The 13688-nt window shown below is 72.4% G+C and carries 13 protein-coding genes; 8 read left to right on the top strand and 5 right to left on the bottom strand.

The features are described from left to right. Positions 1-142: 142 nt before the first annotated feature. The 3 genes from mshD to D452_RS0111050 all read right to left on the bottom strand — a co-directional run bounded on the left by mshD (position 143) and on the right by D452_RS0111050 (position 3328). Positions 143-1120 carry a mycothiol synthase gene (mshD, locus tag D452_RS0111060; protein WP_017544212.1) on the bottom strand — a complete coding sequence of 326 codons (978 nt, stop codon included), beginning with the start codon at positions 1118-1120 and terminating at the stop codon, positions 143-145. A 141-nt stretch (positions 1121-1261) separates the two neighbouring features. Then, positions 1262-2275 carry a hypothetical protein gene (locus tag D452_RS30335; RefSeq protein WP_026129194.1) on the bottom strand — a complete coding sequence of 338 codons (1014 nt, stop codon included), beginning with the start codon at positions 2273-2275 and terminating at the stop codon, positions 1262-1264. Positions 2276-2539: 264 nt separating this feature from the next. Continuing rightward, positions 2540-3328, bottom strand: a complete 789-nt coding sequence (locus D452_RS0111050) for a winged helix-turn-helix transcriptional regulator (protein ID WP_017544211.1) — start codon at positions 3326-3328, stop codon at positions 2540-2542. 109 nt (positions 3329-3437) lie between these two features. On the opposite strand from D452_RS0111050, the gene D452_RS0111045 reads away from it, so the two are divergent. The 8 genes from D452_RS0111045 to D452_RS0111010 all read left to right on the top strand — a co-directional run bounded on the left by D452_RS0111045 (position 3438) and on the right by D452_RS0111010 (position 11477). Continuing rightward, positions 3438-3695, top strand: coding sequence for a MoaD/ThiS family protein (locus D452_RS0111045; RefSeq protein ID WP_017544210.1), 258 nt, complete (start codon positions 3438-3440; stop codon positions 3693-3695). 34 nt (positions 3696-3729) lie between these two features. Beyond that, positions 3730-3996, top strand: coding sequence for a glutaredoxin family protein (locus D452_RS0111040; RefSeq protein ID WP_026129193.1), 267 nt, complete (start codon positions 3730-3732; stop codon positions 3994-3996). Between the two features lie 439 nt (positions 3997-4435). After that, positions 4436-5128, top strand: coding sequence for a redox-sensing transcriptional repressor Rex (locus D452_RS0111035; RefSeq protein ID WP_017544208.1), 693 nt, complete (start codon positions 4436-4438; stop codon positions 5126-5128). Positions 5129-5270: 142 nt separating this feature from the next. Then, a complete protein-coding gene (locus D452_RS0111030; RefSeq protein ID WP_040693532.1) occupies positions 5271-6770 on the top strand; it encodes a glutamyl-tRNA reductase in 1500 nt (499 codons plus the stop codon). After that, positions 6767-7738: a hydroxymethylbilane synthase gene (gene hemC / locus D452_RS0111025; protein WP_017544206.1), complete on the top strand. Its 972-nt coding sequence runs from the start codon at positions 6767-6769 to the stop codon at positions 7736-7738. Before D452_RS0111030 ends, hemC begins: the two co-directional genes overlap by 4 nt. A gap of 239 nt (positions 7739-7977) precedes the next feature. After that, on the top strand, positions 7978-9669 hold the full coding sequence (locus D452_RS0111020) for a bifunctional uroporphyrinogen-III C-methyltransferase/uroporphyrinogen-III synthase (RefSeq protein WP_017544205.1): 1692 nt from the start codon (positions 7978-7980) through the stop codon (positions 9667-9669). A gap of 61 nt (positions 9670-9730) precedes the next feature. Continuing rightward, positions 9731-10726, top strand: a complete 996-nt coding sequence (hemB, locus tag D452_RS0111015) for a porphobilinogen synthase (RefSeq protein WP_017544204.1) — start codon at positions 9731-9733, stop codon at positions 10724-10726. 139 nt (positions 10727-10865) lie between these two features. Continuing rightward, a complete protein-coding gene (locus tag D452_RS0111010) occupies positions 10866-11477 on the top strand; it encodes a bifunctional DNA primase/polymerase (protein WP_017544203.1) in 612 nt (203 codons plus the stop codon). Positions 11478-11747: 270 nt separating this feature from the next. On the opposite strand, the gene D452_RS0111005 is transcribed toward D452_RS0111010, so the two are convergent. Then, a complete protein-coding gene (locus D452_RS0111005) occupies positions 11748-12395 on the bottom strand; it encodes a response regulator (RefSeq protein ID WP_017544202.1) in 648 nt (215 codons plus the stop codon). Further along, positions 12392-13675 (bottom strand): sensor histidine kinase, encoded by a 1284-nt coding sequence (locus tag D452_RS0111000; protein WP_017544201.1) that lies wholly within the window; start codon positions 13673-13675, stop codon positions 12392-12394. Before D452_RS0111000 ends, D452_RS0111005 begins: the two co-directional genes overlap by 4 nt. Positions 13676-13688: the final 13 nt, after the last annotated feature.

Here is a 13688-nt window from a genome sequence, read left to right as displayed (position 1 = left end):
GCGCAGGAAGTGACCAGTTGTCCCAGAGAAGATGAACGGAAGGTGAACGCGGTGTCGCACTCTTGTGGCGCACCGGGGTTCGTCCGGTGAATGTGACAAGCCGCACGTCGCACGGGCCTCCGGGGGCGGCCCGCGCCGACGTTCAGCCGCGGGGCCCGGAGGGGGCGTACATCACGTCCGTGTCCCACATCGTGAAGCCGAGGGACTCGTACAGGCGCACCGCGGCCTCGTTGTCACCGTCCACGTACAGGTGGACCCAGGGCAGCCCGGCGTCGCGCAGGTGAACGAGTCCGGCCAGGGTCAGGGCGCGGCCCAGGCCGGTGCCCTGCCACGCGGGGTCCACCCCCACCACGTAGACCTCGCCGACGGCCTCGTCGTCGCTCAGCCCGGCGCCGTCGGCGTGCGTCTTGGTCCAGTGGTAGGCGGCGATCGCTCCGCTGTTGGTGGACGCCACCAGGAACCCCCGTGGGTCGAACCAGTCCTCGACCTCACGCTGGAGCAGGTCGTCCAGGGTGAGTGAACCCTGCTCGGGGTGGTCGGCGAAGGCGAGCGCGTTGGCCCTCAGCCACGCCTGTTCGTCCTGGCCCACGACGAACGGCCGGATGCGCACCTTCTCGGCGACCTCGGGCCGCAGGACGGGCTCGGGCAGCTCGGGCGCGGTCCACGGGCCTCCCGGAACCTCGGGGCCCAGGTCGCGCAGGGGCATGCGCATCTTGTGCAGCTCCCGGACCGGCTTCCAGCCCTCGGACTCCGCCACCGAGACCGCACCGGGTGTGCGCCCGTGCGCCCACACCCGGACCCCGTGGGGGCCCGCGTCGTCGCGGATCGAGCGCAGGAGCGCGGAACCGTGTCCGCTCCGGCGGTGCTCGGGGTGCACGACGACCTCGCCGGAGTCCGGCTCGCCCTCGCCTCTCTCCACGAACGCGAACCCCACGACCCGGTCGTCGTGGGAGACGACATGGAAGCGGCTGCTGCCGGAGGGGGCGCCGTGTCTGATCCGGAGCAGAGTGTGCTCCGACAGGGCGGCGGCCCCGTCCCGTACACGCGCGGCCTCGGCCAGGGCCAGTACGGGCCCGGCCAGCTCCGGTGCGAGGTTGTCAGTGACTAGCGGGGTACTCATGAGCCAGAATCCTAGATCGTGTTGGCCGAATCCCCCACGTCGACGCCCGTACTGCCTCCCCGAACGGCGATCCAGCGGGCGGACGTGAGCGGACCCGGGGCCGGTACTCGCGTTCCCGGCCCCGGGCCGCCCGGCGACGTGTCAGACCTTGCGTCGCTTGCCCTGGTATCCGCCGCCGAGGCGGACCCGGCGGGTGGGTGCCAGCGGCGTGGCCAGCAGCAGGGCGAGCAGGAAGGCCGCGAGCAGGACGGCCGGTGCGATCGAGGGACCCATGTCCGAGTGGTCGGCGGCGACCTCGGTCTCGGTGTCCTCGTCGGCCGTGGGCGTGACCAGTGGCAGTTCGGCGAGGTCCTCGGCCTCTCCGGGGGCGAGGTCGGGCAGGTCCGCCTCGCTGCGGGGAAGCGTGGGGATGCTCGCGTCGCTGGTGGGGGCGGTGCTCACGGTCGAGCGCGGAGGCTGGTTCGGGGTCCGGGCGGGGCCGCGCTCGTTGCCGGAACCGCCGCCCGCACTGCTCTCGCTGGCCGAGGGGGAGGGCGTGGGCGTGCCTGACGGGGTCGGTGTCGGCGTCGGCGTGGGGCTCGCGGAGTGCGTGGGGGACGGGCTCGGAGTCCTGGTGGGCTGCTCGGTCGGCTCCTCCGTGGGTGTCTCCGAGGGCGACTCCGTGGGAGTGGGGGAGGGCGAGGGCTCGGGGTCGGTGACCGTCACCGTCCACGAGTTCGACGTGACCTCCTCCACCTGGCCCTCGTCGACTCCCTGGCAGCCCTCCCCGGGGGCGGCCGCGTAGCGCAGCGTCGCCGTCACGGTGGAGTCCTGCCGGGGTGCGCCGGAGACCGTGCTCTGGGTCGTGATCTCAGGTGCGATCACGGAGGCGGTGGGGGCGCCCGCCGGGAGCTCGTCGGAGTCGGTGCGCAGTTCGAGCAGGCAGATCGGGATGTTCCCGGTGTTGGTCACCGAGAGCGTGTTCGGCGGGGCCTCTTCACCAAGTCGGACCGTGTCGGCCTCACTGGAGAAGGTGATGACGGCGGAGGCGACGGGGTCGGCGGGGTCGGCGTGGGCCGGCGACATCACGGCGATCAGTGTGGAACCGATGAAGGCCGCGCCGATGACGCTGCTCAGGCGGGGTCTGTGGGGGGCGTGGGTAGCGGGGGTCGGCATCGGTGCGATCTCACTCCTCCGGGGGCGCGCCATCAGCGGCTCGGGCCGCACCCGGCGACGCGACTCCGCCACGCCTGCCAAGCCCCGTCCGTCGGGTGCCCCACCGATCTTAGGGCGTGGGGGCGCCGAGCACGAGAGTGCGCGCCGTCCGATTGGTCGGGTGGGGGGAGGGGCCCCGGGGACGGGCCGCTGGCCCGGACACGGCTCCGGGGCGCCCTGGACGCGGGCGCCCCGGAGAGCGGTCGGGGTCGGGCGGGGCCGTCGTCAGGAGGCCCCGGCGGAACGGGTGGCGGGCACGGCCTCCGTCGTCTCCGCAGCTTCGGCCGCCTCGCCGGACGGCTTCTGGGCCGGCGCGGACTTCGAGACGGGGTCCGGTACGAAGCGGTAGCCCACGTTGCGGACGGTGCCGATCAGGGACTCGTTCTCCGAGCCCAGCTTGGCGCGCAGGCGCCGCACGTGCACGTCGATCGTCCTGGTGCCGCCGTAGTAGTCGTAGCCCCAGACCTCCTGGAGCAGCTGGGCCCGGGTGAACACGCGCCCGGGGTGCTGCGCCAGGAACTTGAGCAGTTCGAACTCCTTGAAGGTGAGGTCGAGGATGCGACCGCGCAGACGCGCGATGTAGGTGGCCTCGTCGATCACCAGATCGCCCCGGCGGATCTCGTCCGGGTCGTCGGACCCGGCCTCGGCCGCCCCGACAGCCAGGCGCAGACGGGCCTCGACCTCGGCCGGGCCGGCGGTGACCAGGATGAAGTCGTCGGCCTGCCAGTCCGGGGTCAGCGCCGCGACGCCGCCCTCGGTGAGGACGACCAGCAGCGGGCAGTCCAGCCCGGTGGTGTCCAGCAGCCGGCAGAAGTTACGGGCCGCCGCCAGGTCCGTTCGCGCATCGACCAGAATGGCGTCAACCGGGGCGCTCGGGTTCCCGCTGACTCCGGAGGCCAGCAGGGCCCCGGCCTCAGCGGGAGCCACCCGCACCGAGTGCAGGAGGAGTCCGAGGGCGGGAAGAACGTGGTCGGACGGTTCGTTCGAGTTCGTGAGTAACAGCAGATGGCTCATGCGTCTCTTCTCGTCGGCCCGCTTGTGTCGGGCGATCGAAGGCGCCATTGCCCCCGGTGAAGATTTGTCGAATACGTCGCCTCCGAGCAACACCAAGGATAATCAACTGATGGCGAAGTGCACTATCCGGTACTGGGCTTCAGCGAAGGAAGCGGCCGGAACGGCTGAGGAGACGGTCGAAGCCGACACCCTCGCGGCCGCCCTCGAAGCGGCGTGTCTCCTGCACGCCGACGACCGTTTCCAGCGCGTGCTGGGGGCTTCGTCGCTCCTTGTGGACGAACGTCCCGTGGGTCGGCGGGCGCACGGTGAGGTGCCGGTCACGGACGGGACTGTGATCGAGGTCCTACCGCCCTTCGCGGGCGGGTGAGGTGGCCGACAACGTGGCGGAATCGGAGCGAAACATGACGGAAACCCAGCAGTGGCCGGGGAAGGCGCGCGTGGTCATGCTCGGCAAGGCCGGGTGCCACCTCTGTGAGGAGGCGTGGTCGGTCATCGAGGGCGTGACGGACGACCTCGGCGTGGATCGGGCCGAGCACGACCTGGCGGAGGTCTCGGAGGCCGACCGCGAGGAGTACTGGGACAAGGTCCCGGTGACCTTCGTCGACGGTCGGCGGCACGATTTCTGGCGGGTGTCCGAGGGGCGTCTGCGCTCCGCGCTCTCCTCCTGAGGGGGCTTTCGAGGGTTCACCTCCGAGGGCGGACGGGTAGGGGAATGGGCGCCGTCGAGCGTGCGGCGGTTCCACCGCCATTGGCGACGACGGCGCCTTTTCCGCGTCGCTTCCCGACACTTCCTTGAAGCATCCCCGGTTGGGCGTCGAGAGACTCCGCGACTTACTCACCGGGTCCGCGCCGCGGGCCTCCTCCGCCCGGAATGCCTGCGATGTGATCTCCTGTTCCTCGGCGGGCCCCCGGGGGTGCATTTGTGGGAACTCGCCCGTGGGGCGTCACATCGGACCCCACTTTGTGCGTGCTTTCACAAGCGCGTAATCTGGGGGTCCCACGACCTGTAGGGCGGGGGAGGCGCGTGTTCGGGGCCGTCGGCGCCGGAGCCGCGAGCTCCGTACCCCGCACCCGCCCGAACCGACCTCTCCCCAGGAGCGCCACCCTGTGACAACTCGTCCGCCTCGGCCCCGGGAGAGGGGAATACCGGAGGCCACCGTCGCCCGGCTGCCGGTCTACCTCCGCGCCCTCCAGGCACTCCAGGACCGTGGCACCGCCACCGTCTCCTCTGAGGGGCTCGCCGGTGCCGCGGGAGTGAACTCGGCGAAGCTCCGTAAGGACCTCTCCCATCTGGGCTCCTACGGGACGAGAGGCGTGGGTTACGAGGTCGAGTACCTCATCTACCAGATCTCGCGTGAGCTTGGTCTCACCCAGGACTGGTCCGTGGCCATCGTCGGCATCGGCAACCTGGGGCGCGCACTGGCCAACTACGGGGGGTTCGGCACCCGCGGATTCCGGATAGCGGCCCTGCTCGACGCCGACCCGGAGGTGGTGGGGCGGTCCGTGGCGTCGCTGGACGTGAGGCATATTGACAGCCTGGAGGAGGTTGTGCGTTCCAGGGGTGTGTCGATCGGGGTGATCGCCACACCTGCCGGTTCCGCGCAGGGTGTCGCCAGCCGCTTCGTGGAAGCGGGAGTGACCAGCATCCTCAACTTCGCCCCCGTCGTGCTGAATGTGCCGGACGGGGTCGATGTGCGTAAGGTCGACTTGTCCATCGAACTCCAGATCCTCGCCTTCCACGCGCAGCGCAGGGCCGACGGCGACGGTCAGACGCACAGGTCGGGACTGGAAGTGACATGAGACGGACCGGGTCCTGGGGCAGGGTCCCCAAGGCTCGAGCGGCGGCGATGAGCGAGCGTTCGCCGTGTTTCGGGGGGTAGACGGCGGTGGTCCCCGTCCGTACCCGAACATGGAGAGACATAGTGCCTGCATAGGAGTGCGGATGAGTGTCCTGGCCGTGGGGTTGAGTCATCGGAGTTCGCCGGTGGCGCTGCTCGAACGTGTCGCGTTGAACGGCGAGACGCGCACCAGGGCGGTCGGTGAGATGGTCGGCTCCGACGCGGTCAACGAGGTCATGGTGGTCTCCACCTGCAACCGAACCGAGGTCTACGCCGACGTCGAGAACCTGCACGGCGGGGTCGCGGCCATCACCGAACTCCTCTCCTGGCACACCGGTGTGACACTCGGCGAGCTCAACGAGCACCTCTACGCGCACTTCGAGGACAACGCCGTGCAGCACCTGTTCTCCGTCACCTGCGGCCTCGACTCCATGGTCGTCGGCGAGGGCCAGATCCTCGGCCAGGTGCGCGACGCCCTCAAGGAGGGCCAGGAGACCGGTTCCGTCGGCCGGGTCCTCAACGACCTCGGCCAGCGCGCCCTCCGCGTGGGCAAGCGCGCCCACACCGAGACCCACCTGGACCACGCCGGGGCCGACATGGTCAGCTTCGGCCTCACCATCGCCACCCGGGAGCTCGCGGTCACCCCGGACCCGTCGCTGCCCGCCGCCGAGGTCACCCCGCCCGCAGGCTGCCCCATGTCCGGCAGGGGCCCCCTCCCCGACCCCGCGGAACCCCGCAGCCTCGGCGCCGCACTCCCCTCCGGGCCGCTCACCGGCTCCCGCGTGCTGGTCCTCGGCGCCGGTTCCATGAGCGCCCTGTCGGCCAACACCGTGGCCCGCCAGGGTGCCGGGACGGTCGTCGTCGCCAACCGCACCCCCGAGCGGGCCGCGCGTCTGGCCGAGTGCCTCAACGAGGCCTACGACACCGTGCGAGCCGGCTCCGTGCCCTTCGCTGACGCCGCCGCCACCCTCGCCGACGTCGACCTCGTCATCTCCTGCACCGGCGCACAGGGCCTCGTGCTCACCGCCGAGGCCGTGGCCGCCGCCACCCGGGGCCGCACCCGCCCCCTGGTCTTCCTGGACCTGGCCCTGCCCCGCGACATCGACCCCGGCGTGCGCGAGCTGCCCGGCGTCCACCTCGTGGACATCGAGGACCTGCGTCAGGCCGTCGCCTCCGGAACCGACCACGACCCCGGCCGCTCCAACGCGCTCCCGCTCGTGCGCGGGATCGTCGACGAGGAGGTCAACGAGTTCCGCGCGATCCGCCGCGCCAACGAGGTCGCGCCCACCGTCGTCGCCCTGCGCGCCCAGGCCCGCGACGTGGTGGACTCCGAGCTCTCCCGCCTCCACGGACGCCTCCCCGACGACCTCGACGACCGCACCCGCGAGGAAATCGGCCGCGCGATGCGCCGCGTCGCCGACAAACTGCTGCACAGACCGACCGTGCGCGTGAAGGAACTGGCCGCGGCCCCGGACGGCGAGTCCTACGAGGCCGCCCTGCGCCAGCTGTTCGACCTCGACCTCCAGATCCCGAAGGACCCGGACGGGGAGACCTGTCCCGGTCGCCGCAGCCCCGCCGCGCGGCCCGCACAGGAGAAGGCATGACCGCAGAAGGCACCACCGCCGCACCCGCCAAGCTCGGCACCCGCCGCAGCACCATGGCCACCACCCAGTCCCAGGGGGTCGCCGACACGATCACCGAGCGGACCGGCCAGGCGATCGAACTGGAGCTCATCACGAGCTTCGGCGACGTCACCAAGGCCCACCTGACCCAGCTCGGCGGCACCGGGGTGTTTGTCAACGCCCTGCGCGACGAGCTGGTCGCCGGAACCATCGACTTCGCGGTGCACTCCCTCAAGGACCTGCCCACGGCCCCCTCCGAGGGACTGGTCCTGGCGGCCATCCCCGAGCGGGACGACCCCCGGGACGCCCTCTGCGCCCGCGACGGTCTCAAGTTCGCGGACCTGCCCGCCGGGGCGAAGGTCGGCACGGGCTCCCCGCGCCGCGTCGCCCAGCTGTCCGCGCTCCGCCCCGACCTGGTCTACCTCCCCATCCGGGGCAACGCCGAGACCCGCCTGGGCAAGGTCTCCTCCGGCGAACTCGACGCCGTGGTCCTGGCCTACGCCGGGCTGGGCCGCGTGGGCCGCCGCGACGACGTCACCGACGTCTTCGAGCCCGAACAGATGCTGCCCGCCCCCGGCCAGGGCGCCCTCGCCGTGGAGTGCCGCACCGAGCGCGCCGGGACCGACCTCGCCTACCTGGGTTCCGTCGACCACCCGGCCACCCGCGCCGAGGTCGTCGCCGAGCGCACCGTGCTGTCCGAGCTGGAGGCCGGGTGCGCCGCCCCGGTCGGCGCCTTCGCCGAGTACGCCGAGGGCCGCCTGCGCCTGCGCGCCGCCGTGGTCGCCACCAACGGCGCCACCGCAGTGCGGCGCGAGCGCACCATCGCCCTGGACTCACCGGAGGACCTCGACGCCGCCGTCGGGCTCGGCCGGGAGCTCGCCCGCCAGATGATCGCCGAGGGCGCCGACCGCATCGTCGCCGAGGCCTTCGCCGAGCGGGACACCCCCTAGGCCGTGCGACCCGGTCCACAGCCGTCCCGTACACCGCCGAACACGCCGGGCGGACGGCCGAACCCGGGTGGGCCCCCGCCGTGCGACACGGCGGAGCCCGCGGAGCAAGGCACAGCAGGGGCAACTTCGCCCGCGCCCCGCGAGAGAGGGTCCGGCCGCCACCGCACCACCACCTCCCCGTCACCGCCCCGGACTCCGAACCCCGGGGCGCGGGCGACCCACACACGAGGAGCCAGTACGTGAACGCCAACGCCAGCCCCCAGCCGGAGGAACCGCGTCGCCGCGAGCGCGGGTCCGGTCATGTCGCCCTGGTCGGTGCCGGTCCGGGAGGCGCCGACCTCCTGACCCTGCGCGGCGCCGAACTGCTGCGCCGGGCCGACGTGGTCATCACCCTCAGGGAGCCCGCGGCCGAGGAGCTCGCCGGTTTCCGTGAGGAGCTGCTCGCGCACTGCTCCGAGGGCGTCACGGTGGTGGAGGCCGCCCAGTGCGGCGGCGACGTGAACGCGCTCGCCGTCACGCACGCCCGCGAGGGCCAGCGGGTGGTGCGTCTGTACTCGGGCGACCCGTTCTTCGGCTGCCGGGGCGCCGCCCTGGTCGCCGCCTGCCGCGAGGCCGGGATCGAGGCCGAGGTCGCCCCCGGGGTCTCCTCGATCACCTCCGTCCCGACCTTCGGCGGCATCTCCCTGCTCGGCGACGACGAGGTCGAGCTGCGTGTGCTGCACGCCCGCCCGCACGGCGACAAGGAGGTCGACTGGCAGGAGGCCGCCGCCAGCGACGCTCCCCTGGTCATCCTGGGCGCCGACGCCCCGCCGGAGGAGGCGCCCGAGCACCGGGGGCCCGGCTTCGACGTCGTGTGCAAGGCCCTCATCGCCGGTGGCCGTCCCGCCACCACCCCCGTGGCGGTCGTGCGCGCTGGCGGTACCACCCGGCAGACCACCGTCACCTCGACGCTGGCCCGCCTGGTCGCCGAACTCAAGTCCACCGACGCCAAGAACCACCACGTCACGGCACCCGCCCTGATGATCGTCGGCTCCCCGGTGGCCCGCCAGGCCGAGCAGTCCTGGTACGAGACCCGTCCGCTGTTCGGATGGCGGGTCCTGGTGCCCCGCACCAAGGAGCAGGCCGTGGCCCTCTCCGACCAGTTGCGCGGCTACGGGGCGGTGCCCGAGGAGGTGCCCACCATCTCGGTGGAGCCGCCGCGCACCCCGCAGCAGATGGAACGCGCCGTGCGGGGCCTGGTGACCGGCCGCTACCAGTGGGTGGCCTTCACCTCCGTCAACGCCGTCCGGGCCATCCGCGAGCGCCTGGAGTCGTACGGCCTGGACGCCCGCGCGTTCGCCGGGGTCAAGGTCGCCGTGGTCGGCGAGGCCACCGCGCAGGCCGTCCGCGACTTCGGCATCCAGCCCGACCTGGAGCCCGCCGAGGACGCCCAGTCCAGCAAGGGGCTGGTCGAGGTCTGGCCGCCCTACGACGCCGAGATCGACCCCATCGAGCGGGTCCTGCTGCCGCGCGCGGACATCGCCACCGAGACCCTCGCGGCCGGGCTCACCGACCTCGGCTGGGAGATCGACGACGTCACCGCCTACCGCACCGTGCGGGCGGCGCCCCCGCCCCAGCCGGTCCGCGAGGCGATCAAGGGCGGCGGCTTCGACGCGGTGCTCTTCACGTCCTCGTCCACGGTGCGCAACCTCGTGGGGATCGCGGGCAAGCCGCACAACACCACCGCGATCGCCGTGATCGGACCGGAGACCGAGAAGACCGCCGTCGAGTTCGGCCTGCGTGTGGACGTGGTCGCGCCGAAAGCCTCGGTTTCCGCCCTCGCGGAGGCGCTTTCGGAGTACGGTGCGGCCAGGCGCCAGGAGGCGATCGACGCGGGCAAGCCGGTCCTCAAGCCCAGCCAGAAGCGCCGCGGTCGCCGCCGCAAGCTCTGAACAGCGAACTCCGAGCCGTGCCCTCGGTTCCCGACCACCACCAGCCCATCCGGGAGTACCCATGACCGCCAGCCATGACGCGGAGTTCCCCGTCGCCCGGCCGCGCCGACTGCGCCGAGGACCGGCGCTGCGCCGCCTGGTCGCGCAGACCCGGGTGCTCCCGGAGAACCTCATCCTGCCCATGTTCGTCAAGGAGGGGCTCACCGAACCGGTGGCGATCTCCTCGATGCCCGGCCAGGTGCAGCACACCCGGGAGAGCCTGCGCAAGGCCGCCCGTGAGGCGGTCGAGGCCGGTGTCGGCGGGCTCATGCTGTTCGGCATCCCCGAGCACAAGGACTCGGTGGGCTCGCAGGCCGACGACCCCGACGGGGTGGTGCAGGTGGCGCTGCGCGACCTCGCGGCCGAGGTCGGCGACGACATCGTGGTGATGGCCGACCTCTGCCTGTGCGAATACACCGACCACGGCCACTGCGGTCCGTTGGAGGAGGACGGGCACGTCAACAACGACCTCACCCTGGAGCGGTACGCGTCCATCGCCGTCGCCCAGGCCGAGGCCGGGGCCGCCGTGGTGGCACCCAGCGGCATGATGGACGGCCAGGTCGGGGCGATCCGCGACGGGCTCGACCGGGCGGGTTTCCCGCACGTGCCGATCCTGGCCTACGCGGCCAAGTACGCCTCGGTGTTCTACGGTCCCTTCCGGGAGGCCGCCGAGGGCGCGCCCCAGTCCGGGGACCGCTCCGGATACCAGCAGGACCCGGCCAACGTCCGCGAGTCCCTGCGCGAGGTGGCCCTGGACGTCGCCGAGGGCGCCGACATGGTCATGGTGAAGCCTGGTCTGGCCTACCTCGACGTGGTCGCCAAGGTCGCCGAGTCCTCTCCGGTCCCCGTGTCGGCCTACCAGGTCAGCGGTGAGTACGCGATGATCGAGGCGGCGGCAGAGCGGGGTTGGCTGGACCGTGAGCGGGCGATCCTGGAGACCCTGACCTCCTACCGGCGCGCGGGGGCCGAACAGATCCTCACGTACTGGGCCACCGAGGCGGCCCGCCTGCTGCGCTGACGCGGCCAGGCCCACGCCCCGGTCGCGGCCGCGGGGCGCCCGGCCCTTCCACCCGGCCGCGCCCGCACCGATCACGACCGGGGAGTGCCAGATGGCCGACGTGTTGTACCGACGGAAACGACGCCACGCTACGGACGGCATGCTGGAGTCGGCCCTGCGCTTCGCCGAACTGGGCTGGCCGGTGGTGCGGGGCACGGCTCCGGGCGAGGACCGAGCGTGTACGTGCGACCGGATGGGCTGTCCGGACCCGGCGGCGCACCCGGTCACCGCGGCCTGGGGTGTGGAGGCCAGCACCGACGCGGAGACGATCCGCCGATGGTGGACGGCCAGTCCCCAGGCGAACATCGTGCTGCCGACCGGCCGGGTCTTCGACGTCCTGGACGTCCCCCGTGAGGCCGGTGTGATGGCCCTGGCGCGCATGGGTCGTTCGGGCGTACCGGCGGGCCCGGTCGCGGCCCTGGACTCGCGGTACATGTTCTTCGTCGCCACCCGCTCCCCGATGGACGAGGACGAGTGGTGGTCGTGCCATCTGGACTGTGTCCCGGAGGCCGTGGAGGCGATGCCGGGCCTGCGCTGGCACTGCCGGGACAGCTTCGTCCTGGGCGCCCCCTCCGTGCTGCCCTCCGGGGGACGCGTCACCTGGATCCGCAACCCCCGTGACGTGGAGGGCGCTGTGGTCCTGCCGGACCCCATCGCGGTCCTGGACATCCTCAGCGACGCCAGCGAGGAGTTCGCGGTCCCGGGCGCCTGAAAGCCGCGCTGCCGGGTGCCGTGACCACGCGCCCGGATCGCCGCGATGCCGTACCTTCTCCCCTGTGAGCGGACCCACCCCCACACTTCCCCCACGCGCGTCCCCGTCCCTGCGCCGGTCCCGGTCAGCGCGGGCCCGGGACCTCCCCGCCCTCCTCCCCGTGCTGGAGGAACTCGACTTCGGTGACGAGCCGGCCTGGCCAAGGCGCTCCCGCGGGTCGCGGACACCAGGGACCCCCTCCTGGAGTTCTGTGCGGTCTGACGTCGCCGGTCAGTCGCGGTGCTCCCCGACCCACAGGGCCAGCGCGGTGCGGTCACGCAGGTCCAGCTTGCGCAGGATGCTCGTGACATGGTTCTTGGCTGTGCCCTCGGTGATGAACAGGGTGCGGGCGATCTCCCGGTTCGTGGCGCCCGTTCCCACCATGCGCGCCACCTCCCACTCGCGCTCCGACAGCGCGGGCGGTCGCACGGGGGCGGGAGCCGATGCCGGGGGAGCGGTGAGGGCGGCCACCAGGTGGTCCGCGGCCGGTCCGCCCAGGACGGTCTCGCCCCGTGCGGCCTGGCGGATGGCCAGAACCAGTTCTTCGGGAGGAACGTCCTTGAGCAGATAGCCCCGGGCGCCCGCGCGCAGTCCGCCGAACACGAGTTCGTCATCGTCGAACGTGGTCAGGATGACCGCGGGCACGCCCGGGTGCTCCGCGCGCATCCGGGTGACGAGTTCGATCCCGTCCATGCGCGGCATACGGGCGTCCACCAGGGCCACGTCCGGCGGCGGTGCCGAGGCCAGGAACTCCAGTGCCTCGACCCCGTCTGCGGCGTCGCCCACGACCTCGACGCCGTCCTCGATCTCCAGCAGTTTGCGCAGGCCCCGCCGGAGCAGGATCTGGTCGTCCACGATCAGCACCGAGACCGGGCTCACCCGGCACCCCCAGCCATGACCGGGACGGTGCTGTCGGCCCCGGACCCGGCGGGAACGTTGACCAGGAGCCGGAACCCGCCACCCGGCGGATTCTCGGTGCTCATGGAACCGTCCACGGAGGCCACCCGCTCGCGCAGGCCGCGCAGCCCGAACCCGCCTCGGGCCGCGCCCTCCTCGGCGCCGGTGCCGTTGTCGGTCACCGACACGCACGCGCCCTCCGCCGTGCCGCCCACCTCCACCTCGATCCTGTCTCCTCCGGAGTGACGCATCGCGTTGGTCAGCCCCTCCTGGAGCGCCCGGTAACAGACCAGCTCGGCCTCCTGGGACAGGCGAGGCCAGGCCCCGGCGTCGGTGAAGACGATGCGTGCGCCGCCGCCGTCGAAGGAGTCGGCCATCGCCCGCATGGCCGTCGTGCCCGCCTTCCCCTCCAACTGGAGCGGGCGCAGGGCGCGCACCCAGCGGCGGGTGTCGGTGAGGGCGTCCCGGGCCAGTTCCCGGGCCTGCTCCACCTCCTCCCAGGCGGCCTCGGGGCGGGCGGTGCGAAAGCGCGACGCGTTCGAGAGCGTCATGGCCAGGGCGGTGAGGTAGTGCCCGGTGCTGTCGTGCATCTCCCTCGACATCCGCGCCCGCTCCTCGGACACCGTCAGCTCGCGCACGCGCTCCGCGTGGCGGCCCAGTTCCGCGTGGGCCTCCTCCAGTTCGGCCAGCAGCTCCCGGGTCCGTTCGGCACGCTGGGAGGCCACGAGCAGGGCGACGTACACCAGCCCCGACGCCAGCACCAGGACCAGGGAGCTGCCGGTCGTCACGAGGCCGATCAGCAGCGGGTCGCCGGGGACCAACAGGACGAGCAGGAAGTTCACCCCGCCGAGGAAGGCCCCGTAGCCGCAGGCCCCGGCGATCCCGAACACGGCGATCGCGTTCATGGTGGCCAGGCACACCAGGACCAGCACGGTGTAGTTGTTGGAGGCCAGCGAGAACACGGAGACGGCCAGGAACAGGACGCTGGCCGCGCGGTGCCCCCACCCTGCTGAGGGAGACCAGGCCAGGAGCGGCCACAGTGCGCAGGAGACCACCAGACACACGATGATCACCACGATCACGACGTCGACCAGCGGGTCGCCGGAAGGGAACAACTCCGGAGCGACGAGGAACACGAACCCGTAGGTGAGTCCTGTGGAGATCACGGCAGCCCAGAACAGCAGGTTCAGGACTCGGGGAGGGCGGTCGGCGCGGAGCGCCACCCAGGAGGAGAGGTCGGGCAGGGAATCCTTCTTCCGCATTCTTCGAGAATAA

The sequence above is a fragment of the Nocardiopsis prasina DSM 43845 genome (assembly GCF_000341265.1).
Lineage (GTDB): Bacteria > Actinomycetota > Actinomycetes > Streptosporangiales > Streptosporangiaceae > Nocardiopsis > Nocardiopsis prasina.
This window is presented reverse-complemented; position numbering and strand designations above follow the sequence as displayed.

What these genes read in the sequence shown, in the direction of transcription:
- mshD (WP_017544212.1), bottom strand. Translation starts at nt 1,120, where the DNA reads ATGAGTACCCCGCTAGTCACTGACAACCTCGCACCGGAGCTGGCCGGG.
- D452_RS30335 (WP_026129194.1), bottom strand. Translation starts at nt 2,275, where the DNA reads ATGCCGACCCCCGCTACCCACGCCCCCCACAGACCCCGCCTGAGCAGC.
- D452_RS0111050 (WP_017544211.1), bottom strand. Translation starts at nt 3,328, where the DNA reads ATGAGCCATCTGCTGTTACTCACGAACTCGAACGAACCGTCCGACCAC.
- D452_RS0111045 (WP_017544210.1), top strand. Translation starts at nt 3,438, where the DNA reads ATGGCGAAGTGCACTATCCGGTACTGGGCTTCAGCGAAGGAAGCGGCC.
- D452_RS0111040 (WP_026129193.1), top strand. Translation starts at nt 3,730, where the DNA reads ATGACGGAAACCCAGCAGTGGCCGGGGAAGGCGCGCGTGGTCATGCTC.
- D452_RS0111030 (WP_040693532.1), top strand. Translation starts at nt 5,271, where the DNA reads ATGAGTGTCCTGGCCGTGGGGTTGAGTCATCGGAGTTCGCCGGTGGCG.
- hemC (WP_017544206.1), top strand. Translation starts at nt 6,767, where the DNA reads ATGACCGCAGAAGGCACCACCGCCGCACCCGCCAAGCTCGGCACCCGC.
- hemB (WP_017544204.1), top strand. Translation starts at nt 9,731, where the DNA reads ATGACCGCCAGCCATGACGCGGAGTTCCCCGTCGCCCGGCCGCGCCGA.
- D452_RS0111010 (WP_017544203.1), top strand. Translation starts at nt 10,866, where the DNA reads ATGCTGGAGTCGGCCCTGCGCTTCGCCGAACTGGGCTGGCCGGTGGTG.
- D452_RS0111000 (WP_017544201.1), bottom strand. Translation starts at nt 13,675, where the DNA reads ATGCGGAAGAAGGATTCCCTGCCCGACCTCTCCTCCTGGGTGGCGCTC.